Below are 21,332 nucleotides of genomic sequence, written 5' to 3'. Positions count from 1 at the left end.
GGCCTTAACGCAACAGGGTTGCCGGGTCGGCACGCAGCAGGCTGCGCATGGCGCCCAGACCCGACAGCAGCGACAGCACGGCCACCAGAAAGCCGCACGCGAGTACCGCGGACAGGTTCAGGGCCACAGGGACGCGATAGCTGGATGCAATGCTGAGCAGCACCGCACTGGCCAGGGCCGCCAGCACAAAGCCCAGACCGCCGATCCAGCAGGCCTGCTCGACCACCACGCGGCCCAGTGCCGCCCGGCTCACGCCCAGGGCATTGAGCACCGCATACTCGCGGGCAGACCCCGCCACCACCGCCTTGAGCGACTGGCTGGTCACGATGGCACCCACCAGGCAGACGATGACGGCCATGAAGAGCACGCCGGCACCGGCTCCGGTATCGAGCATCCAGTAACGCTGCGAGCGGCGCGCAAAAACATCGGCCGTCCAGACCTCGTAGGGGCCGAAGCTGCTGCTGGACTGGCTCAATCTCGCCTGTGCCTCGCCTGCCTTGGCGCCTTGCTTGAGCCGCGCCACGAAATAGGTGCTGCCATGCTCGGCACTGGTTTCTGCAATTTCGCGGGCCGTGCTGAGCGAGGCGATCACGTTGACGCCGCCCAGCCCGCGCAAGCCGTCTACGGCAGCCACGATCTTGACCGCATGGTTGTTGACCCATGCCGTGCTGCCTTCCTGGGCGCCCAGAGTCCCCAGGTCCGCCCGGTCCACAATCACGGCACCGGGCTCGCGCAGCAGCTGCCGCTGCCAGGAGGTGAGCACCTTGGTGAACATCATGGAGTTGTCCGCAGTGCTGACGCCCGAGAGATAGACCGAGACTCCGCCTCCGGTCCCGCCCTGGGCACCGGCGCGCGCGCGCCAGTCACCGTCGACCCAGACATAGGATTCCACGGCCGCCACATCGGGATCCATGCGCAGACGCATCTCCACATCGCTGCCGATATTTCGACCGAAGTTCACGCTTTGCGTACCCGGATAGCCCACCCAGAGATCGGCCGAAGAAGCCGTCACGTAGATCGCGGCAGAGCCGAAGATGCCCAGCACCAAGGCGGCCTGCATGGCCAGCAGAACGCCCGAAAAGCCCACGGCGAACACCGAGGGGACGAAGCGCCTCCACTCATGGATCAGCGTCTTGCGCGCCAGGGCAATCATGGCTGGGCCTCTGTGGTCCGGGTCACAAGCGCAGCATCGACAGGCGCAGCACCCACAGCCTTGTACAGAGCCACATAGGCCAGCGCCTCGGCAGCTCTGGCGGTTGCCAGCTCGCTCTGATTTTGCAGGCTGGCGCGGGCGCTATCGATGCCCGCCAACTCGCTGGACAGGCCCAGTTGCTGGCGCACTGCCTGGACCTTCTCGCGCCCGGCATGGATCTGCCTCTCGGACTGCAGCTGCTGCTGCCTTTGCTGCTGGGCGGCAACCGCTGCCAGGGCGGTTTCAGCCTCGGCAATGCCATTGAGCACGGTCTGGCGGTATGCCTTGATGCTGGCCTGCAGCGCCAACTCCTTGCCGTCTGCCACGGCACGACGGCGCCCCCAGTCAAAGAGAGGAATATCGATCTGCGGACCAACCATGGGGATGGAGTCCGAAGTCGTGCGGTGATTGCGCGTCAGGTTGTATGCATACAACAACGACCCCGTCAGGGTCAACCGCGGATAGAGCGCCGCGCGTGACACACCGACCTCGGCCGCGGCCTGCTCCACCGCGGCCTCGGCGCTTTGAATATCGGGGCGGCTGCGCAGCAGGTCTGCCGGCAGCACGGCAAGCGCCTGCATTGCGGGCAACGCGGCATCCGTCGCGGGCTGCAGCCACTGCGGCTCGGCACGCTCGCGTCCCAGCAGGGCAGCCAGCGCATGGGCAGCACGCGCCTGGGCTTCGTTCAAGGTGAACAGCTGAGACTGTGCCGTACGCAGCTGCAGCTTTTGCTGCTCCAGAGACTGGGCATCTGTCAGCCTCTGCTCATGCCGAATCTCCAGGAGCTGCAATTGCCGCTGTGCCTGCTGCAATTGCCTCTCGGCCAAGCTGCGCTGCACCTGGGCCAGCCGGATATCGAGATAACGATGCACCACATCGGCCACCAGCGCCACCCGCGCTGCATGCAGCTGGGCTTGCGCATCCAGCACGCCGGCCGTGCCTGCGCGGCGCGCCGCTTCGGAGTCACCAAACAGGCCAAGATCCCAGCTCACATCGATGCTGGCATGAAAGTAAGTATCAACTGCCGCAATATCCTGCAGGGTTCGCGCTCCGCTGCTGACCGTGGGGCGAAAAGCCGCTCCGGCCGTACCGGCCAGCAAACGCTGCTGACGCAGACGCAGCACAGCCTGAGCCACATCCAGGTTCTGGGACAGCGCCTCGTCCACCAGCGCATTCAGCGCGGGGTCATTCCAGGCGCGCCACCAGTGGGCCAATGCCGCAGGGTCCGACTTTTGAGCCGACTCCTGCTGCTGCCACTGAGGTGGCGTGGTCCGGTCCAGCTTGACTGCCTCGGGCGCAGCACAGCCTGCCAGCAATGACAAGGCACACAGACACAGGCTGCCCATGCGAAGACGCGAGACGTGGGAAGGAAATATCACAGCGCAGTTGGCTCAAGCTATAGGTGTCACCCGGGGAACCTGCAGAAAGCGGAAACAGCTTTCCATCCTTGCCATTGGACGGCAGCAAGCTTTCGCCAGATTGCAGGGTTTATGTAGGAATTATGGAGAACCGTAGCCATTCGGCTGTTGCAGCGGCAACGCACATAATGTGCAGATAACAAGTTTCAGGGAGTCCAGCAGATGCATGACTTTGCTGCACACAAAACCGTGACTACTTTTGCTCAACCAGCTTCCACGCCGATGGTGCTTGTGGTCGAAGACGAACCCGCAATTGCGGGCATTCTCAGCGCCTATCTGGAGCGCGACGGCCTGCGCATCCGCATGGCGCAGGATGGCGAGGAAGCCCTGCAGAGCTTTCGCCAGCTGCGCCCGGACCTGGTGCTGCTGGACATTCATCTGCCCAAGGTCGATGGAGTGGATGTGCTGCGCATGATTCGCAATGACAGCGATGTCCCCGTCATCATGGTGACGGCCCTGGCAGACGATGTGGACAAGCTGCTGGCACTGCGCCTGGGAGCGGACGACTATGTGGTCAAGCCTTTCAACCCTCCCGAGGTGGTGGCCCGTGTGCGTGCCGTGCTGCGCCGCACCCAGGCCAAGCCTGCGCCGGTGGCAGCACCGATACGCGTCGGACCGATAGAGATCGATGTGGAGGCCCACAGTGCAGCCGTCTATGACGATGCGGGCCAGGCCGTGCCTCTGGCACTGACGCTCACGGAATTCCGTCTGCTGGCCTGCCTGGCGGCCCAGCCACGCCGCTGCTTTTCACGTGCCTACCTGATTGAGAACTGCCTGCCGGAAAGCGATGCGCTGGAGCGGGTGATCGACTCCCACCTCTCCAAACTGCGCCGCAAGCTGCAACTGGCCGGCCAGGACGGGCTGATCGAGACCGTGCGCGGTATTGGCTATCGTCTATGGCCCTGGGACTGAACCGCATCTGGGTCCGCTTTGGTCTGTGGATCACGGCGGCCGTGCTGCTGGCCATTGCCTCGCTGGCGATTGGCGTGCTGGCGTTTTCCGAGCTGCAGTACCGCGAGTTCTATCGCCACCTGCCAAGCCCCGTCAAGACAGAGCTGGAAACGCTGAAGTCCCAGGATCTGGAGGACAGCCCCAGAGCCCTTCAGATCTACTCCGAGTACTGGGAAGGCGACCGCCTGTTCGGCGAGAAATGGTCGCTGGTCATCGGTCTGGCCGTCAGCCTGCCTTTCGGCATGGCCGTGGGTTTCTGGATCTCCCGCCGCATCACCAGTCCGCTGGCCTCGATGGTGGAAGTGGCTGCGCGCGTGGAGCGCGGCGACCTGGCCTCCAGAGCCGTCAAGGGCAATGCCCACGGCGAGATGGCCGAGATGATCGACGCCTTCAACGGCATGGTCGATTCGCTGGAGACACTGGAAGCAGAGCGCCTGGCCACGGCTGCCTCAATCTCCCACGAGCTGCGAACCCCTTTGACGGTGTTGCAGGCTCGCCTGCACGCGATCTGCGACGGCGTCATCGACTCCAGCCCGGCCGAGATGAAGACGCTGCTGGCCCAGGTCGAGCATCTGGGACGGCTGGTCGGCGATCTGCACACCCTGTCCATGGCTGACGCAGGACAACTGTCCCTGCGCAAGGAACGCATCGACCTTGCTGCACTGGTCGGCGATGTCGTCGAGGACTTGCACCCACAGCTGCAAAAGCTGGACATGGCGCTGTCACTGGATCTGCCCATGCAGGACGGCGATGGCAGCACCGACATCAAGGCCGACGTCGATCGCTTGCGCCAGATCACCACCAACCTCATCAGCAACGTGCTGCGTCATGCCAGCAGCGGCCACTGGCTGAGCATCCGGGTGCATACGACCTCCGACCACCAGAACCGGTCATGGGTGACCCTGGAAGTGGGCGATGCGGGGCCCGGCCTTGCTGACGAAGTTCAGGCCCACCCCTTCCAGCGCTTTGTCCAGACTCCCGGCAAGCGTCGCAGAGAAGGCTCGGGCCTGGGCCTGTCCATCGTCAAGGCACTGGTGACTTCACAGGGCGGAACCGTCAGCGCCGGCGTGTCCGAGCGTGGCGGTGCCCTGTTTACGGTGCGCTTTCCCCGTCTCTGACACCGGACTCTGCGTTCAGCCCCGGATAGAGATCGGCCATGATCTGCTGCAGGCTTTGCGAGAGCAGCTCCATCGTGGCGATTCTGTGCGCATCGACAGCCGCCCCTGCGGCATATGCTTCGCGCAGCTGCGCCCAGAGAGCTGCCCATCGCGCAGCCTGCGCCTGCACCGTGCCCTGGGTCAGCTCACTCCATTGACTGGGCGCAGCAGGGCTGGTGTAGCGACCGCGACCACGGCCGAAATGCGAGATCAGCAGGTACTTGAGCAATACCTGACTCACGCTGGCGTTCAGATAGTCGGTCGAGAGTTGAAAGCTCTGCTGCTCCTGATCGAACATCTTGTTCGCTCCCCAGGCCGCTCCCCCAAAGGTGAGCGCCCCCAACAGCGCCCCCACCAGGGCACCGGCACCCAGCGTCAAGCCTCCCGCCATCAGATCGGCCCCCAGTCCTGTGGCCGCACCGGCAGTCAACGCCCCCCACAAGCTGGCCGCCTGCGCATCCACGGGCGTGGTGATCTGAAGCTCGTTGCGCAGTTGATCCTGAATCTGACTGGCCGCCTGACCGTCGAGTCCATGAATCTCGAGCAAGCGCTGGGTGGCCTGCACATCGGCCTGACGCAAAGCCTGCATCAGCCGCTGAACGGCTGCCTTGGCTTGCGTTCCGAGCCGCTCTTCACCCTCTGCCGATTTGCCCAGTTTGGTGGTGAGCTGGCTCAGGCTTTGCCAGGCACGCGCCAGCAGCTTGCCTTGCTCAGGGTCGAGCTTTTCATGCAGCCCCGCTGCCGCCAGCAACTGATCTGCCATGACCGCCAGGCTCGCCTGCTCGCGCTGTTGCTGCTGCCAGGCCCGCTGCTCCAGCAGACGCCGGTAGGCGGGCTGTTTGGACCGGGGCAACAGCGGCGCAATGCTTTGCATCATCTTGCGCTCATGCCACCAGCTGCGCGTGAAGGCATCCAGCACCAGCACGTCGCGCACCACGCTTTGAAAGCTCTGCGTCGCCTGCTGCCAGCGCCGCAAATCTTCCTGCGTCTGCTCTGCCGTGGTGTCGCTGCCGATCTGGTTGAGAAGCACGATGACCGGCTTGTTCAGCCAGGCCAGTATGTTCATCTCGGCGCTCCAGTAGCCGGCATCGGCCGGGTCTTCTGCCGCGTTGACGAGATAGAGCATCACATCCGCATGATCGCGCGCAGCAAGCAAGGCACGCTGGCTCAGGTAAAAAGGCTTGTCGCGCCAGCGGTCCCAGACATTGCTGAGAAACCAGCCCAGCGGATTGCCCTGCTGCCGCAGGCGCTCATAAAGCCGCACGGAGTCGCCGAAACCCGGTGTGTCCCAAAGCCACAACTCATCGCCCTGCTGCGTTTTCTGAAGCAGATAGCGCTGCGACTGCGTGGTCACATGGGCGGCGTCGTCAATCTCGCCGACATCGTCGGCCATCAGCGTACGGGTCAGCGTGGTCTTGCCGATATTGGTGTGCGACAAAAGACACCACTGAATGCTGTTGTCACTCGGAACCAGCACATTGTTCTCACTCATCATCACACTCCTGCGCCGGGCACCAGGGTCGCGTTCAGGCCCGCGCCGCGCACGAATTCCCGCCACAGCTGCTCGCGCTCCTGCACTCGCGCCGGGGCACCGCTGTTGCGCGCACGAAAATCCGCCGCCCATAGCCACACATCGGTCTGCGCGCCCCAGCGGTTCAATACCTGCGCCAGCAGCACGCCATGGATTTCCGCCTCCGGCGTGGCAGCCAGATTGAGCAGCAGCACCTGCTGTGCGTCAACGGCCGAAGCGTCCGGCAAGGGCGAGCCATAGGCCAGCACAGGCAGCAGCTCAAGCTGCGCACCAGCGCCGTAGCTCTGCGCCACATGGTTGCGCAGGGCGGCTTCGCGCTCGGGCGTGATGTCCAGGCTGTAGGGCTGCACCAGCAGCGCCGTTGCGCGCCCCGCCCAGTCACGCTGCAGCTTCTGGAAATAAGGCTGCTGCAGCGGCAAGGCCAGATGCTGGCTCAACCACCAGACCCTGGCACCCTGCCACAGCGCCAGCAGCAGGCGCGGCGCCACCACCATCAAGCCCAGCAGCCAGCTGTAGAGCTGCACCCAGCGTGGCCCCGCATCTGCGGCATCACCGGCCGACCAGCCCTGCAGCGCCTGGATCTGCGCCAGACTCCACGGTGCCAGACCCAGCAGATGCTGCACCGGTGCAAACAGCATGTTCAGACAGGTCTGCACGGCAGACGGCGAGAGGAAAGTGCTCTCCCAGCCCACTTGATATGCCCTGGTCAGGCCGGTCAGCCATAGCGATGCCAGCGCTCCCAGCGCCAGCATGGCGGCCCCCAGATGCAGGCACACAAGCCATTGCGCATGGCGTGGCCGCTGGTTGACCTGCCACCAGTTGCGCTCGAAGTTCAGCGCCATCTTGCGCAGCCCCGTGCCGCGCGAAACACTCCACCGCCTTGCCTGCAGTTTTTGCAGCCAGCCACCGGGCGCCGCTACGGCACCCTGACCCTGCCCAGGCTCCAGCGGTGCAGTCCCCGTCTTCCTGCGCCGCGCCAGGCTGCGCAACCAGGACAGTAGCAACAGCACATAGACCAGCAGATTCCACAGCACGATGCCGATCAGGGAGGCAGAGAGCAGGTCCACACGGTGCGGGTCTGTGATCGCATGACCCGCAAAGCCCAGCGCAAATGCCGCAGCCATCACGGCCAGCACCATCCAGCTTGAGATACCGGCGCGCTGCCGGGCCATCGCCCTTATGTCGGCAGGCAGCTGCGCTGCAGCAATCACGCGTTGTGCCCGCTCATGCAGAAAGCCTTCGAACGCCGCACGGCCGCCGCCCTTGACCTTGCCCTGGGCGTGCAGGCACTCCTGCGTGATGGCAGTGCAACGCTCGGCCGTGGGCAGCGCCTCGTGCGGAGATGCAGTTTCCAGAGCATGGGCAAAGACAATGTCGCGGGCTGAGCGGGCTTTCATGTCGCTATTGTGTTTCAGAGCAGAAGCTTGTTGCCGCCAATATCAAAACAATAGCTGTCAGCGCTTTCATCTTGAGGGCTGCGCTCCTTTCTGTGCCGATTCCATCCGGACTTGCCTGCAAGCGCCTTGAGCCCGCCGTGTGCTATGAATGCAGCTTCGCTGCACCACACACCAAGGAGACAAGCCATGACCCAGAACCCCCAGGCCATGCCCGATGCGCAAGGCTTCTTCGGCCCCTACGGCGGCCAGCTCGTGCCGCCAGAGCTCAAGCAATGCATGGACGAGATTGCCGCAGCCTACGAAGAGATCGTCAAGCGCCAGGACTTCCAGGACGAGCTGGCCGCGCTGTTTGCCGACTATGTGGGCCGACCCAGCCCCATCTTTCATGCCAAGCGCCTGTCCGATCAACTGGGCGGCGCGCAGATCCATCTCAAGCGCGAGGATCTGAATCACACGGGCGCTCACAAGATCAACCACTGCCTGGGCGAGGCGCTGCTGGCCAAGTTCATGGGCAAGAAAAAAGTCATTGCCGAAACCGGCGCCGGCCAGCATGGCGTGGCCCTGGCCACGGCCTGTGCACTGGTGGGCATTCCCTGCGAGATTCACATGGGCCAGGTGGATATCGAGAAGGAACACCCCAACGTCACCAAGATGCGTATTCTGGGCTGCAATCTGGTGCCCGTGACGCGCGGCGCAGCCACGCTGAAGGAGGCCGTGGACAGTGCCTTCGAGGTCTATCTGCAAGACCCCGTCAACACCATTTACGCAATTGGCTCGGTGGTCGGCCCCCATCCCTTTCCCATGATGGTGCGGGACTTCCAGTCCATCGTCGGTCGTGAGGCGCGCGAGCAGTTCCAGAGCCGGCATGGCAAGCTGCCCGACCATGTGGCGGCCTGCGTGGGCGGGGGCAGCAATGCCATGGGCATCTTCACGGCCTTCCTGGGTGACGCATCCGTGCATCTGGTGGGCGTGGAGCCCGCCGGCGAGGGCGTGGACAAGCCCGGCCGCCATGCCGCCACACTGTCGGTTGGCAAGCCCGGCGAGATTCACGGCATGAAGTGCTATGTGCTGGAAAACGCCGACGGCACGCCAGCCGCCGTGCACAGCATTGCCTCGGGCCTGGACTACCCGGGCGTGGGCCCGCAGCACAGCTATCTCAAGGATATAGGGCGCGTGGACTACCAGTCCGTGGACGACCAAGAGTGCTTGAATGCCTTCATGACGCTGTCGCGTGTGGAGGGCATCATCCCGGCACTGGAAAGTGCACACGCCGTGGCCTGGGCCATGCGCGAAGCGCCGAGGCTTGGCAAGGACCAGCATATTCTGGTCAATCTCTCGGGACGCGGCGACAAGGATGCCGATTACGTCGCCAAGAAGCTGGGGCTGTAACAGCCGCATCCCGCACAGGGCTGCCGCCCCGGCAGCCTTGTGCTTCGGAGCGTGAACATGCTCTGATGACATGGTCACACAAGCGTCATCAACAACCGCAAGCATGAGGCGATGTCCATCCATGCCTGAACCCATGTCCCATACCCGCCACCCCGCCTTTGCTCTGACCTTGCTTGCCGCCCTTGCCCTGAGCGCCTGTGGCGGCGGAGACGGCCCGACGCCGGCACCTGCGCCGCAGTTTCTGACGCTGGACGGCAAGCAGCCCCAGGTCATCGCCCACCGCGGCTATTCGGGGCTGTACCCCGAGCAGACACAGATGGCCTACGAGAAAGCCATCGATGCCGGTGCCGACATGATCGAGCTGGACATGCACCTGAGCCGCGACTGCCAGCTGGTGGCACGCCACAACGCCTGGCTCAGCGACAGCACCAATATCGCCGAGGTCGCCAAGATCAATGCCTATGTGGCGGGCCGCAAGCGCAACACGCCCGGCGTGCTGGTCAACGTGAAGTACCCGGCCATTGCCGCCAACGGCCCCGCGCAGTACCTGAGCGACCGCATCGATCCGAACAATCAGAAGTCGGTGCTGCAGGCGCTGGTGGTCGATGGCGAGGACCACACCGGCGACTGGTCCATCTCGGACTTCACCCTGCATGAGCTGCGCACGCTGTTTGGCGGCACCACGCTGGACAACCGCGCCGATCGTCCCAGCGAATGGAATGGCAAGCTGCCGCTGATCAGCGCCCAGGATGTGATCGATATCGCGCTGGCCAAGGGCAAGGCGGCAGGCCGCACGATTGCCGTCTACGCCGAGACCAAGAATCCTTACTGGAACAACCAGCAGGCCATTGCCAACAGTTGCGGCACGGGCGAGCACCCGTTCGAAGATGCCGTGATGGCGCTGCTGGACAGCAACAACCTCAACCGCAAGGAAGCGCCCATCTACATCCAGAGCTTCGACCCCGACAGCCTGAAGTACCTGCGCAAGGCGGGCATGCAGGCCAAGGCGGTGCAGCTGATTGATGGCAACGACTACAACTTCAGGGACGGCTCCGTAGGCTATATCACCGCCGACGAATGGACCTTCATCAGCGGCCGCCCCTATAGCTGGACTCTGGCCGGCGATGCGCGCACCTTCGCAGTCATGCAGACGCCGGCAGGCCTGGCCGAGATCAAGACCTATGCCGACGGCATCGGCCCCTGGAAGCCCCAGGTGCTGGCCCATTCCGTCGTTCCGTACAAGGACGGCGCTGGCCTCAAGGACGTCAACACGCTCAAGGACACCGGCCTGATCGCCAACGCGCACAAGGCCGGCCTGGTGGTGCACAGCTTTACCTTCCGCAGCGAGGCCAGCCGGCTCGCGGGCATCTTCAAGGGCGACCCGCTGCAGGAATATCTGCCTTACTACCGCCTGGGCATTGACGGCGTGTTCACCGACTTCACGGCCGATGGCGTGAAGGCCCGCGATGCCTATATTGCCGAGCTGAAAAAGCAATAGGCCAGGCTTGTGCCTCAGCGCAGACCGCCGATATAGCGTGCCGAGGTGCGCAGTATCTCGGCGGCCTTGGCGGTGACGGAGCCGTCGCTCTGCGCGGTCCCGGCAGGCGCTGCATGCCGGGGCTTGTCGCAGCTCCAGCTGTCCTGCAGACGCCGGGCCAGGCGCGCCAGCTCCTCGTCCTGTTGCTCTCGTGCATGCTCCAGCGCAAAGGCAACCATGGCCTGTGCGTAGGCCTGGTTGCAGGCCATCCACTCGGTATCGGTCACCCGGCCCGTCTTGCGGCGCAACACCACATGCAGATGTGCAGCCACCGCCACTCGCTCGCTGTCCTCCATACATCGCTCCAGTCTTTGATGGACCACTAGTGCTGACGCTCCAGATGCAGGCTGATATCCAGGCCCTCCATTTCCTGCACGGCATCCACCCGCAACGGCATCAGCAGACGGATCAGCACCAGCAACCCGGCCGTGGCTGCGCCGCTGTAGGCAGCCACCGCTGCCACCGCAATCAGCTGATTCAGCACCGTGGCGCCTGTGCCTGCGATCAGGGGGTCGGCAAACACCGCCGTGAGGATGGAGCCGGCAATGCCGCCCACACCGTGCACGCCGAAGACATCGAGCGAGTCGTCGGCCCCCAGCCGGCGCTTGAGCCAGGTTGCGCCCCAGAAGCACAGGGCGCCCGCAATCAGGCCTATCCACACCGCACTGCCCACCTGCACAAATCCGGCGGCAGGAGTGATGGCGACCAGACCGCCCACCATGCCCGAGAGCAGTCCCAGCAAGGTCGGAGCGCCGCGAACCAGCCACTCCACCACCATCCATGCCAGCCCGGCGGCCGAGGCCGCCACCAGCGTGACCACAAAGGCCAGCGCTGCACGCCCGTCTGCGGACAGGGCCGATCCGGCGTTGAAGCCGAACCAGCCGAACAGCAGCAGCGCCGTGCCCATGGCCGTCCAGCCCAGGCTGTGCGGCTCGAAGGGCTCGGTGCCATAGCCACGCCTGCGCCCCATCATGAAGGCACAGACCAGCGCCGCCACGCCCGCATTCACATGCACCACGGCACCGCCGGCAAAGTCCAGTGCGCCCAGCTGGTTCAGCCAGCCGCCGCTCTCCCACACCCAGTGCGCCACCGGTGCATAGACCACCACGCTCCACAGCGCGGCAAACACCAGCAGGGCCGCAAAGCGCATGCGCTCGACCACGGCCCCCACGATCAGCGAGGTGGTGATGATGGCGAATGCGGCCTGGAACAGGGCATAGGCCGCTTCGGGCAGATGCGGCGCCAGATGGCTGACCGAGATCACGCTGCGCCGGCCATCAAAGTGCAATGAGGCAAACCAGGCGCGCCCCAGATTGCCCAGCCAGGCAGACTCGGCAGTAAACGCGAGCGAGTAGCCCAGGCCGAACCAGGTCAGGGTCACCACACAGGCCACCGCGAACACGGCCACCATGGTGTTGACCACATTCTTGCGACGCACCAGCCCCGCATAGAACAGGGCGATGCCCGGCAAGGTCATCAGCAAGACCAGCGCCGACGCAACCATGACCCAACCCGTATCTGCCTTGTCGATGGCAGTCAATGGCACCATTTCCATGCACTCCCCCCTGCTTGTTTGCTTTGACAAAGAAGGAAGCAGGTTCCATGCCAGTGCCGTGTCCATCTTCTGTCGCTGCATTACTGATAGCAGGTAGCGTTTTCCCATCAAAGAGTTCAAGCTCGCCGCATATGAATCAGGGCTTGCAGCTTGTGCTTGGGGCAGAGCCCGTTATGCTCGACAAGGTCCATCGTTGCTGCACTGATTCATGACCTGGCTGCTGCTGACTCTTCATGTATTGCTGATTGCCGGTTTCGGCCTGCGCATCCTGCTGCGCCGGGACATGCGACCCGACGTGCGACTGGCCTGGCTCATGGTCATCGTGCTGCTGCCCTATGTGAGCTGCCTGCTGTACTACCTGTTTGGCGAAGTGGCCCTGGGCCGCGTACCAGGCCGCAGAAGACTCAATGTGCGCCAGTTCTGCCAGTCCCGCAGCGGCGCCGCGGCTGATGCCGGCCGCAGCCCGCAGGCACTGCCGGCCATTCCCGATCAATGGCTGCCGGCCTTCCGCTATGCCTCCTCCATCAACGGCTTTGTGCCGCTGCCCGGCCACAGGGCCGAGTTGATGCGCGATGGCGCACATGCCCGTGCGCAGATGCTGGCCGACATGGATGCCGCACGCCACGAGATCAATGTGCTGTACTACATCTGGCTGGACGACAGCACCGGCACCGATGTGGCCCATGCCCTGATGCGTGCCGCACAGCGCGGCGTGACCTGCCGGGCCATGGTCGACGGACTGGGATCGCGCGCACTGACGCGCTCGCCACTGTGGCAGCAGATGCGGCAGGCCGGCGTGCACCTGGCCATTGCCCTGCCCATCAGCAATCTGCTCAAGGTCATGCTGACCAGCCGCATCGACCTGCGCAACCACCGCAAGATCACGCTCATCGACGGCAGGATCTTCTATTGCGGCAGTCAGAACTGCGCCGACGAAGGCTTTCGCATCAAGTCTCGCTATGCCCCCTGGGTGGACATCATGCTGCGCCTGCAGGGGCCCGTGGTCACGCAGATGCAGCAGGCCTTTGCCAGCGACTGGGCGCAGTCCGATGCGCGCTTTGCACCACCGGCAATCGAGGCCGAGGCCGGCGCTGCCGCTGACGACGGCTTCCATGCCGTTGCGATTGCCGAAGGGCCGACGGAAAGAGCACGCTCTACACCCCAGCTGGTTGCCTGCCTGCTGGCCTGTGCGCAGCGCGAGGTCGTGATCTCCACCCCCTACTTCGTACCAGACAGCACGGTGCTCGATGCCTTGTGCGCCGCCGCGCTGCGCCAGGTGCAGGTCACGCTGATCCTGCCCGCCCGCAATGACTCCTGGATCGTCGGCGCAGTCAGTCGCAGCCACTACTGGCGGCTGCTGAGCGCCGGCATCCATATCCACGAATTCCGCCCCGGCCTGCTGCATGCCAAGACCCTGTGCCTGGACGGCTCGGTCAGCCTGATCGGCTCCACGAATCTGGATCTGCGCAGCTTTGACCTGAACTTCGAGAACAATGTGCTGCTGCACGACGAAGCCATCACCGAGGCCATCCGTCAGCGCCAGCAAAGCTATCTGCGCGATTCCGATGCGGTGACGCTGGAACAGGTGCGTGCCACTCTCTGGCGCAAACGCATCTGGGACAACCTGCTGGGTGCACTGAGCCCGCTGCTGTAAGCCTCATGCCCTGGCTTTGGGCATGCGCTGCGCCCGCGCACCACGCGCGTGCATGCCTGCGCGCCCTCTCGCACCAAGGCGGAACGCCCTTTTATTTCATACGTGAAAGTCAGGGCTGATCCTCCCCTAATTGATGCAAATCTGCAGGAATACCCTCTGCTGGCACGCCTTTCGCTTGCCTACATTCTTGTATTCAAGTTTCAGCCAACTTGCATACAAGATTCCACAACTTGCGAAAGACGACTATGCGCCGCTTTGTCAGATCACTGTTCGGACAGGTAGTGATCGCACTCATACTGGGTGTGCTCGCCGGACTGCTGGCCCCTGAATGGGCCGTGAAACTCAAACCCCTGGGCGATGGCTTCATCAAGCTCATCAAGATGATCATTCCCATACTGGTGTTCTGCGTGGTCGTGCACGGCATTGCCGGCGCGGGCGACCTCAAGCGCGTCGGTCGCGTGGGCGTCAAGGCCCTGATCTATTTCGAGGTGCTGACCACCATCGCCCTGGGCATGGGCCTGGTGCTGGCCTTTGTCTTCGAGCCCGGCGTGGGCATGAACGTGGACACCAGCAAGCTCGACGCCTCGGCCATGGCGGCCTACGCCAGCAATGCCGACAAGCTGACCAGCGGCGGCACGGTGGACTTTCTCATGAAGCTCATTCCCACCACCGTGGTGGAGGCCTTCGCCAAGGGCGACGTGCTGCAGGTGCTGCTGTTCGCCGTGCTGTTCGGCTGCGCGCTGACCATGCTGGGCGAGCGCGGCAAGCCCGTCTCTGATCTGGTGGACGCCTTGTCCATGGCCCTGTTCAAGGTCATGGGCATCATCATCAAGCTGGCACCGCTGGGCGTGCTGGGCGCCATCGCCTTCACCGTGGGCCAGTACGGCATAGGCTCGCTCAAGCAGCTGGGCATGCTGGTGGCGCTGTTCTACGTCTCGGTGCTGATCTTCGTGTTCGTGGTGCTGGGCCTGGTGATGCGCCTGTCGGGCTTCAGCCTGATCAAGCTGCTGCGCTATCTGCGCGAGGAGCTGACCATCGTCTTCGCGACCACCTCGTCCGACAGCGTGCTGCCCCAGATCATGGCCAAGCTGCGCAACATGGGTGTGCGCGACTCCACCGTGGGCCTGGTGATTCCCACCGGCTACTCCTTCAACCTGGACGCGTTCTCCATCTACATCACGCTGGCTGCGGTCTTCATCGCCCAGGCCACCAACACCCCGATCAGCATGTCCGACCTGCTGACCATTCTGGCCATCGCGCTGGTGACCTCCAAGGGCGCACACGGCGTACCGGGCTCGGCCATCGTGGTGCTGGCCGCCACCTTGCACGCCATTCCCGCCATCCCTGCGATCGGCCTGGTGCTGGTGCTGTCGGTGGACTGGTTCATGGGCATTGCACGCGCTCTGGGCAATCTGATCGGCAACTGCGTGGCCACCGTGGCGATTGCAGCCTGGGAGGGCGACATCGACCGCGAACGTGCCCATGCGGTACTTGACGGCAAGGCCGAGCCACTGACCCAAGAAGAAGACCATGCATCTGCTATCGTGCCGCCTGTCATAGTCCCCATCCCTCACTCTAGCCACTGAACCAAGCAATGACTCCTGCCTCTCCACAACACATCGCGGAACGCGTTGTCGAAGCCATCCTGGCCCAGAAGCTGGCACCCGGCGAACGACTGGGAGAGCAGGAGCTGGCCAACAACTTCGACGTCAGCCGCACCGTGGTGCGCGAAGCGCTGATGCAGCTGCAGGCCCGTGGCTTTGTCCAGGTTCAGGCCCGCAGGGGCTGGTATGTGGTCCAGCCCTCGGCGGCCGAGGCCATGGACGCGTTCTCTGCCCGGCGGATCATCGAGACCGGCATATTGCAGGAGGCCGGCAAGCCGCTGCAGCGCGTCATCACCAGGCTGCGCCGCCATATCGCCCAGGAGCAAAAAGCCATTGCCGGCGCGGACAGCGCCACGCGTGCCTTCCTGCTTGCGGATTTCCATGTCTGCCTGGCCGAACAGATGGGCCACCGGCTGCTGGCCGACACGCTGCGCGATCTGACGGCACGCACCACCCTGGCTGCCACGCTCTATCAGTCCACGCACAGCGCCAGCCAGTCCTGCGCCGAGCACGAACGCATCGTGGCAGCCCTGGAGCGCGGCGACACCGAGGGTGCCAAGGCCCTGCTGCTGGAGCATATAGGCATGGTGGAGCGCTCGCTGGAAATCCGTGCGACCGAGACCGAGGAGCCCGGCGACCGGCTGCGTGCCACGCTCGCCCCCGTGCTCAAGCAACGCCTCTGAGCGACACGCTCCCAACGAAAAAAGCCAGGGTCGACCCTGGCTTTTTTCATCTGCGAGGTACGACCTCGAAGCGGGCTCAGCCCAGATTCGGCGCCAGATAACGGCGCAACTCCTCGATATCCATAGCGCGTCGCTGGGCCATATCGGCGAGCTGGTCTTCGCCGATCTGGCCCACGTTGAAGTAGCTGGCCTCGGGGTTGCCGATGTAGAAGCCGCTCACGCTGGATGCGGGGTTCATGGCCAGGCTCTCGGTCAGCGTCATGCCGATTTCATCGGCCTGCAGCGTCTTGAACAGATCGATCTTGGCCGTGTGATCGGGGCAGGCAGGATAGCCGGGCGCGGGGCGAATGCCCTTGTAGGCTTCCTTGATGAGTTCCTCGTTGCTCAGGCTCTCGTCTTCGGCATAGCCCCACAGATCCTTGCGCACGCGCTGGTGCAGACATTCGGCAAAGGCTTCTGCCAGGCGGTCGGCCAGGGCCTTGAACATGATGCCGCTGTAGTCGTCCAGCGCAGCTTCGAACTCCTTGTCCTTCTTTTCGGCGCCGATGCCGGCGGTCACGGCAAACAGGCCGGCATAGTCGGCAATGCCCGACTCCTTGGTGGCCACAAAATCGGCCAGGCAGCGGCTGGGGCGCATCACGGGCCGGCCATCCGGGCCGTCCACGGCCTGTTTTTCGGTCTGCTGACGCATGCCGTACCAGGTAGTCAGCACCTGGCTGCGCGACTCGTCGGTGTAGAACACGATGTCGTCACCCACGCGATTGGCCGGGAACAGGCCCATCACGCCATTGGCCTGCAGCCAGCGGCCGTCAATGATCTTTTGCAGCATGAGCTGGGCATCGGCCAGCACCTTGCGCGCTTCCACGCCCACGACCTCATCGTCGAGGATGGCCGGGTACGGCCCCGCCAGATCCCAGGTCTGGAAGAACGGACCCCAATCGATGTACTGGGCAATTTCGGCCAGGTCGAAGTTCTTGAACACGCGGCGGCCCAGGGTGCGCGGCACCACGGGGGCATGGTTCACCACGGCAGCATTGGCTCTGGCCTGCTCCAGCGTCCACAGTGGCGTCTTCTTCTTGTTGGCATGCTGGGTGCGCACCTTGTCGTAGTCGGCGCTCAGCTCGTTCAGATAGGCCTGCTTGCCTTCGCCCAGCAGGCTCTGCGCCACGCTGACCGAGCGCGAGGCGTCGGGCACATAGACCACGGGGCCGTCGTACTTGGGAGCAATCTTCACGGCCGTATGCACGCGCGAGCAGGTCGCGCCGCCGATCAGCAGCGGAATCTTCTTGATGCGGAAGTAGTCGTCCTTGTCCATCTCGCCGGCCACATACTGCATCTCTTCGAGGCTGGGAGTGATCAGGCCCGACAGGCCGATGATGTCCGCGCCCTCGGCCTTGGCACGCGCCAGGATCTCGTGGCAGGGCACCATCACGCCCATGTTGATGACTTCGAAGTTGTTGCACTGCAGGACCACGGTGACAATGTTCTTGCCGATGTCGTGCACGTCGCCCTTGACGGTGGCGATGACGATCTTGCCCTTGCTGGTCACGTCCAGGCCCGCCGCTTCCTGCTGGCGCTTCTCTTCCTCGATATAGGGCACCAGGTGGGCCACGGCCTGCTTCATCACGCGCGCGGACTTGACTACCTGGGGCAGGAACATCTTGCCGGCACCGAACAGGTCGCCGACGATATTCATGCCGTCCATGAGCGGGCCTTCGATCACGTGCAGCGGGCGGCCTCCGCCCTGCACCACGATCTGCTGGTAGGCCTCTTCGGTGTCTTCGGTGATGAAGTCGGTGATGCCGTGCACCAAGGCATGCGACAGACGCTCGCCCACGGTCTTCGGTGCCTCGGGCGTGCCGCGCCATTCGAGCTTCTTGCTGTCGTCCTTGGCCGCGCCCTTGGCGCTGTCGGCGATCTCCAGCAGGCGCTCGGCCGCATCGGGGCGGCGGTTGAGCACCACGTCCTCCACGCGCTCGCGCAGCTGGGGCTCCAGGTCATCGTACACACCGACCATGCCGGCATTGACGATGCCCATGTCCATGCCTGCCCCAATCGCGTGATAGAGGAACACCGTGTGGATGGCCTCGCGCACGGGGTCGTTGCCACGGAATGAGAACGAGACATTGGAGACGCCGCCCGAGACCTTCGCGCCGGGCAGGTTCTGCTTGATCCAGCGCACGGCCTCGATGAAATCGACGCCGTAGTTGTTGTGCTCTTCGATGCCGGTGGCCACGGCAAAGATGTTGGGGTCGAAGATGATGTCCTCGGGCGGGAAGCCCACTTCATCAACCAGAATGCGGTAGGCGCGTTCGCAGATCTCGATCTTGCGAGCAAAGGTGTCGGCCTGGCCTTTTTCGTCAAACGCCATCACCACGGCGGCAGCGCCATAGCGCTTGACCAGCTTGGCGTGCTTCTTGAATTCCTCGACGCCCTCCTTCATGGAGATCGAGTTGACGATGCCCTTGCCCTGCAGGCAGCGCAGGCCGGCTTCGATCACATCCCACTTGGAGCTGTCCACCATCACCGGCACCTTGGCGATATCGGGCTCGGAGGCAATCAGATTCAGAAAGCGCACCATGGCGGCCTTGCTGTCCAGCATGGCCTCGTCCATGTTCACATCGATCACCTGGGCGCCGTTTTCCACCTGCTGGCGCGCCACGGCCAGCGCCTCCTCGTACTGCTCATTCAGGATCAGGCGCGCAAAGGCCTTGGAGCCGGTGACGTTGGTGCGCTCGCCCACGTTGACGAACAGCGTCTCATCGCCGATGAAGACGGGCTCCAGGCCCGACAGGCGCATGGGAGGAATGGCAGTGGAAGGGATAGCAGCGGACATCAGCTCACCTGTGTGAAAACCAGAAACAGAATCGAAAACAGGTGAGCGCCGTTGGGAGTGCAGGCAGATCGCCAACCGGATCTGCGACCCCGAGCCTGACGGGTCAAACATCTCAGGGATGACCTGCTGCAGCGCTCCTCGGGGTGAAGCCCGTCATTCTACGGCGAGGGCAGGCAATCGGGGCGTCAAGGCGCTTTGCCCCGCGGCTGTGCAGGCGGGCTCTTTGCGAATGGCTATAGCAGATTCGACTTTCCACACCCCAAAAACAGGAGCAGGGCAAAAGGTAATTTCGCAAAACACGAATGCAACCATCTCATTTCAAGCATATTCCCGACATGGTGCACATTCGCAGGGAATGGAGCGCACCGCTTTCCTGCTCTCAGGCAGCCCGGCACCGACGGGTCCGCTTGCCATGAGTGGACAAGCACCTACAGCCCCTATCTTTGAGTCTTTGGCACCATCAACAGCAAATGTCTGGTCCATGTGCTCAGCCGTGCACCGCCGAATGGCCAGCCATGACCGGGCAGGCCCTTCGGCCGTTGCATGGAACCACCCAGGAGATCTTCATGAACGTGACCTTCGGCGCGTACTACACCCTCATCATGGCCGTGCTTGTGCTCATGCTTGGCAAGCTCATGACAAGACATATCCGCTTTCTGCGCGACTTCAATATTCCCGAGCCTGTCGCCGGCGGCCTGGTCGTGGCGGCCATCATCTTCATGCTGCATCAGACCACGGGACTGGCGCTGAGCTTCGAAGCAAGCCTGCAGTCGGCGTTCATGCTGGTGTTCTTCTCCTCCATCGGCCTGAGCGCGAACTTCGCCAAGCTGCGTGAGGGCGGCTCCTCGCTGTTACTCTTCCTGGGTGTGATCGCCGTCTTCATCATGATGCAGAACATCGTGGGCGTGAGTCTGGCTTCCTTGCTGGGGCTGGATCCGCTGATCGGCCTGGTCGCGGGCTCCATCACGCTGGTGGGCGGTCACGGTACGGCCGGTGCCTGGGGCTCGGTGCTGGAAAACCAATACGGTCTCACGGGAGCCACCACCCTGGGCATTGCCTGCGCCACTTTCGGTCTGGTCATCGGCGGCCTGGTGGGCGGCCCGCTGGCCAAGCGGCTGATCACGCGCCATCAACTGGCCCAGCCGCTGACCGATTCCGAGCAGCTGCGCGCCGATGCGCCCACCGTGAGCGAAGGCAGCGCGGTCGCCAACTTCGAGTCGCCCAACAAGGCACCGCGCCTGATCACGGCCGATGCGGCGGTGGAGACACTGGCCCTCTTCGCGGGCTGCCTGGCCTTTGCCGAATTCATGACCGGCCTGACCACGGGAACGGTCATCCAGCTGCCTACCTTTGTCTGGGCGCTGGCCGGCGGCGTGGTCATCCGCAACGTGCTGGACTATATGTTCGGCTTCAAGGTCTTCGACCGTGCCATCGACGTCTTCGGCAATGCCTCGCTGTCCATCTATCTGGCCATCGCGCTGCTGTCGCTCAAGCTGTGGGAGCTGACCGATCTGGCCGGCCCGCTGATGGTCATTCTGGCAGCGCAGGCCATCGTCATGACGCTGTATGCGGCCTTCGTGACCTTCCGCATCATGGGCCGCAACTACGACGCCGCCGTGCTGGCCGCCGGCCACTGCGGCTTCGGCATGGGAGCCACGCCCACGGCCGTTGCCAACATGCAGGCCATCACCAACCAGTACGGCCCTTCGCACAAGGCCTTTCTGATCGTGCCCCTGGTCGGCGCCTTCTTTATCGACCTCATCAACGCCTTTGTGCTGCAGGCCATGCTCAGCATTCTTCGCTGAGCGCTGCATCAGCCCCCAAAAAGAAAGCGTGTTCCCGGTAGACAGGAACACGCTTTTTCATGGTTGCTTGCGCTTTCAGGGCAAGCGTCAGAGGCTTGTGCGGCTCAGATCATGCCGCCACGGCCTGGGCCGAAGCGGGCAGGCCGAAGATGCGGTCAAAGGCCCAGTTGAAGGCAAAGGTGTAGACCATGAAGAACACCAGCAGACCGGCTTCCATCACGGCAGCCTCCCACAGCGAGATGCCGAACCACCAGGCCATCAGCGGGATCAGCATGGCGGCGATGCCGCCTTCGAAACCGATGGCATGCACCACGCGGCGCATCAGGGAACGGCCCTTGACGCTCTGGCGCGATTCCCATTTTTCGAACAGGTGGTTGAAGCTCAGATTCCAGCAGATCGCGATCGCCGACGCAGCCACGGCCATGACGCCGGAGTCGCTGGCCTTCTGGCCGATGGCCATGAAGATCAGGCTGGAGACGATGATGGCGATGATTTCGTACAGACCCACATAGAGGATGCGGCGCTTGGGACCTTGAAGGCCCTTGGCCTTGGTGGGGGCCGCAAAGGCGGCGGTATTTTTGAGAGACGCGGCAGAGGAAGAAGCGGATGCCATCGCTGAGGCT

The 21,332-nt window shown here is 63.8% G+C and carries 16 protein-coding genes and 1 riboswitch; of the genes, 8 read left to right on the top strand and 8 right to left on the bottom strand.

Annotated elements, in window-relative coordinates; all coding sequences use genetic code 11:
- Positions 1-4: 4 nt before the first annotated feature.
- The gene (locus AC1RTQ_RS19260; RefSeq protein WP_492878069.1) at positions 5-1,153 is read right to left on the bottom strand and encodes an ABC transporter permease; all 1,149 of its coding nucleotides are present in this window, start codon (positions 1,151-1,153) and stop codon (positions 5-7) included.
- Positions 1,150-2,538, bottom strand: a complete 1,389-nt coding sequence (locus tag AC1RTQ_RS19255; RefSeq protein ID WP_492878067.1) for an efflux transporter outer membrane subunit — start codon at positions 2,536-2,538, stop codon at positions 1,150-1,152. The genes AC1RTQ_RS19260 and AC1RTQ_RS19255 overlap by 4 nt, the downstream gene beginning before the upstream one ends.
- 234 nt (positions 2,539-2,772) lie before the next feature.
- On the opposite strand from AC1RTQ_RS19255, the gene AC1RTQ_RS19250 reads away from it, so the two are divergent.
- Positions 2,773-3,522: a response regulator gene (locus AC1RTQ_RS19250; RefSeq protein WP_492878065.1), complete on the top strand. Its 750-nt coding sequence runs from the start codon at positions 2,773-2,775 to the stop codon at positions 3,520-3,522.
- Positions 3,507-4,679 (top strand): sensor histidine kinase, encoded by a 1,173-nt coding sequence (locus AC1RTQ_RS19245; RefSeq protein WP_409811834.1) that lies wholly within the window; start codon positions 3,507-3,509, stop codon positions 4,677-4,679. Before AC1RTQ_RS19250 ends, AC1RTQ_RS19245 begins: the two co-directional genes overlap by 16 nt.
- On the opposite strand, the gene AC1RTQ_RS19240 is transcribed toward AC1RTQ_RS19245, so the two are convergent.
- Positions 4,654-6,210: a DUF3482 domain-containing protein gene (locus tag AC1RTQ_RS19240; RefSeq protein ID WP_492878063.1), complete on the bottom strand. Its 1,557-nt coding sequence runs from the start codon at positions 6,208-6,210 to the stop codon at positions 4,654-4,656. The two genes, AC1RTQ_RS19245 and AC1RTQ_RS19240, sit on opposite strands and share 26 nt — an antisense overlap.
- Before the next feature lie 2 nt (positions 6,211-6,212).
- On the bottom strand, positions 6,213-7,646 hold the full coding sequence (locus tag AC1RTQ_RS19235) for a DUF2868 domain-containing protein (RefSeq protein ID WP_492878061.1): 1,434 nt from the start codon (positions 7,644-7,646) through the stop codon (positions 6,213-6,215).
- A gap of 186 nt (positions 7,647-7,832) precedes the next feature.
- Between AC1RTQ_RS19235 and trpB the strand changes: the two genes are divergently transcribed.
- Positions 7,833-9,035 (top strand): tryptophan synthase subunit beta, encoded by a 1,203-nt coding sequence (gene trpB / locus AC1RTQ_RS19230; protein ID WP_492878059.1) that lies wholly within the window; start codon positions 7,833-7,835, stop codon positions 9,033-9,035.
- A gap of 121 nt (positions 9,036-9,156) precedes the next feature.
- Positions 9,157-10,533: a glycerophosphodiester phosphodiesterase family protein gene (locus AC1RTQ_RS19225; protein WP_409811842.1), complete on the top strand. Its 1,377-nt coding sequence runs from the start codon at positions 9,157-9,159 to the stop codon at positions 10,531-10,533.
- Between the two features lie 14 nt (positions 10,534-10,547).
- On the opposite strand, the gene AC1RTQ_RS19220 is transcribed toward AC1RTQ_RS19225, so the two are convergent.
- Together AC1RTQ_RS19220 and AC1RTQ_RS19215 are read right to left on the bottom strand one after the other, a co-directional pair.
- Positions 10,548-10,868: a hypothetical protein gene (locus AC1RTQ_RS19220; protein WP_492878057.1), complete on the bottom strand. Its 321-nt coding sequence runs from the start codon at positions 10,866-10,868 to the stop codon at positions 10,548-10,550.
- A 26-nt stretch (positions 10,869-10,894) separates the two neighbouring features.
- Positions 10,895-12,127 carry an ammonium transporter gene (locus AC1RTQ_RS19215; RefSeq protein WP_304349843.1) on the bottom strand — a complete coding sequence of 411 codons (1,233 nt, stop codon included), beginning with the start codon at positions 12,125-12,127 and terminating at the stop codon, positions 10,895-10,897.
- Positions 12,128-12,335: 208 nt separating this feature from the next.
- Between AC1RTQ_RS19215 and cls the strand changes: the two genes are divergently transcribed.
- The 3 genes from cls (at position 12,336) to AC1RTQ_RS19200 (ending at position 16,068) form a co-directional block, all read left to right on the top strand.
- A complete protein-coding gene (cls, locus tag AC1RTQ_RS19210; protein ID WP_492878055.1) occupies positions 12,336-13,781 on the top strand; it encodes a cardiolipin synthase in 1,446 nt (481 codons plus the stop codon).
- 245 nt (positions 13,782-14,026) lie between these two features.
- Positions 14,027-15,367, top strand: coding sequence for a C4-dicarboxylate transporter DctA (locus AC1RTQ_RS19205; protein WP_492878312.1), 1,341 nt, complete (start codon positions 14,027-14,029; stop codon positions 15,365-15,367).
- An 8-nt stretch (positions 15,368-15,375) separates the two neighbouring features.
- Entirely contained in the window at positions 15,376-16,068 is a 693-nt protein-coding gene (locus tag AC1RTQ_RS19200) for a GntR family transcriptional regulator (protein ID WP_003071890.1), read from the top strand.
- A gap of 76 nt (positions 16,069-16,144) precedes the next feature.
- Here the strand turns inward: AC1RTQ_RS19200 and metH are convergent, their stop codons facing one another.
- Positions 16,145-18,904, bottom strand: coding sequence for a methionine synthase (gene metH / locus AC1RTQ_RS19195; protein ID WP_302092763.1), 2,760 nt, complete (start codon positions 18,902-18,904; stop codon positions 16,145-16,147).
- Between the two features lie 36 nt (positions 18,905-18,940).
- Positions 18,941-19,050, bottom strand: a riboswitch (S-adenosyl-L-homocysteine riboswitch).
- Positions 19,051-19,470: 420 nt separating this feature from the next.
- Between metH and gltS the strand changes: the two genes are divergently transcribed.
- On the top strand, positions 19,471-20,709 hold the full coding sequence (gene gltS, locus AC1RTQ_RS19190; RefSeq protein WP_492878052.1) for a sodium/glutamate symporter: 1,239 nt from the start codon (positions 19,471-19,473) through the stop codon (positions 20,707-20,709).
- Between the two features lie 109 nt (positions 20,710-20,818).
- Here the strand turns inward: gltS and AC1RTQ_RS19185 are convergent, their stop codons facing one another.
- Positions 20,819-21,322 (bottom strand): PACE efflux transporter, encoded by a 504-nt coding sequence (locus AC1RTQ_RS19185; protein ID WP_492878050.1) that lies wholly within the window; start codon positions 21,320-21,322, stop codon positions 20,819-20,821.
- Positions 21,323-21,332 lie beyond the last annotated feature (10 nt).

The organism is Comamonas sp. GW821-FHT11H03 (assembly GCF_058807955.1).
The sequence above is the reverse complement of the archived record's forward strand: the minus strand, read 5'-3'. Positions and strand labels throughout refer to the sequence as shown.

What these genes read in the sequence shown, in the direction of transcription:
- trpB (WP_492878059.1), top strand. Translation starts at nt 7,833, where the DNA reads ATGACCCAGAACCCCCAGGCCATGCCCGATGCGCAAGGCTTCTTCGGC.
- gltS (WP_492878052.1), top strand. Translation starts at nt 19,471, where the DNA reads ATGAACGTGACCTTCGGCGCGTACTACACCCTCATCATGGCCGTGCTT.
- AC1RTQ_RS19220 (WP_492878057.1), bottom strand. Translation starts at nt 10,868, where the DNA reads ATGGAGGACAGCGAGCGAGTGGCGGTGGCTGCACATCTGCATGTGGTG.
- AC1RTQ_RS19250 (WP_492878065.1), top strand. Translation starts at nt 2,773, where the DNA reads ATGCATGACTTTGCTGCACACAAAACCGTGACTACTTTTGCTCAACCA.
- AC1RTQ_RS19260 (WP_492878069.1), bottom strand. Translation starts at nt 1,153, where the DNA reads ATGATTGCCCTGGCGCGCAAGACGCTGATCCATGAGTGGAGGCGCTTC.
- AC1RTQ_RS19240 (WP_492878063.1), bottom strand. Translation starts at nt 6,210, where the DNA reads ATGAGTGAGAACAATGTGCTGGTTCCGAGTGACAACAGCATTCAGTGG.
- AC1RTQ_RS19225 (WP_409811842.1), top strand. Translation starts at nt 9,157, where the DNA reads ATGCCTGAACCCATGTCCCATACCCGCCACCCCGCCTTTGCTCTGACC.
- metH (WP_302092763.1), bottom strand. Translation starts at nt 18,904, where the DNA reads ATGTCCGCTGCTATCCCTTCCACTGCCATTCCTCCCATGCGCCTGTCG.
- AC1RTQ_RS19200 (WP_003071890.1), top strand. Translation starts at nt 15,376, where the DNA reads ATGACTCCTGCCTCTCCACAACACATCGCGGAACGCGTTGTCGAAGCC.
- cls (WP_492878055.1), top strand. Translation starts at nt 12,336, where the DNA reads ATGACCTGGCTGCTGCTGACTCTTCATGTATTGCTGATTGCCGGTTTC.
- AC1RTQ_RS19185 (WP_492878050.1), bottom strand. Translation starts at nt 21,322, where the DNA reads ATGGCATCCGCTTCTTCCTCTGCCGCGTCTCTCAAAAATACCGCCGCC.
- AC1RTQ_RS19235 (WP_492878061.1), bottom strand. Translation starts at nt 7,646, where the DNA reads ATGAAAGCCCGCTCAGCCCGCGACATTGTCTTTGCCCATGCTCTGGAA.
- AC1RTQ_RS19255 (WP_492878067.1), bottom strand. Translation starts at nt 2,538, where the DNA reads ATGGGCAGCCTGTGTCTGTGTGCCTTGTCATTGCTGGCAGGCTGTGCT.
- AC1RTQ_RS19215 (WP_304349843.1), bottom strand. Translation starts at nt 12,127, where the DNA reads ATGGAAATGGTGCCATTGACTGCCATCGACAAGGCAGATACGGGTTGG.
- AC1RTQ_RS19205 (WP_492878312.1), top strand. Translation starts at nt 14,027, where the DNA reads ATGCGCCGCTTTGTCAGATCACTGTTCGGACAGGTAGTGATCGCACTC.
- AC1RTQ_RS19245 (WP_409811834.1), top strand. Translation starts at nt 3,507, where the DNA reads ATGGCCCTGGGACTGAACCGCATCTGGGTCCGCTTTGGTCTGTGGATC.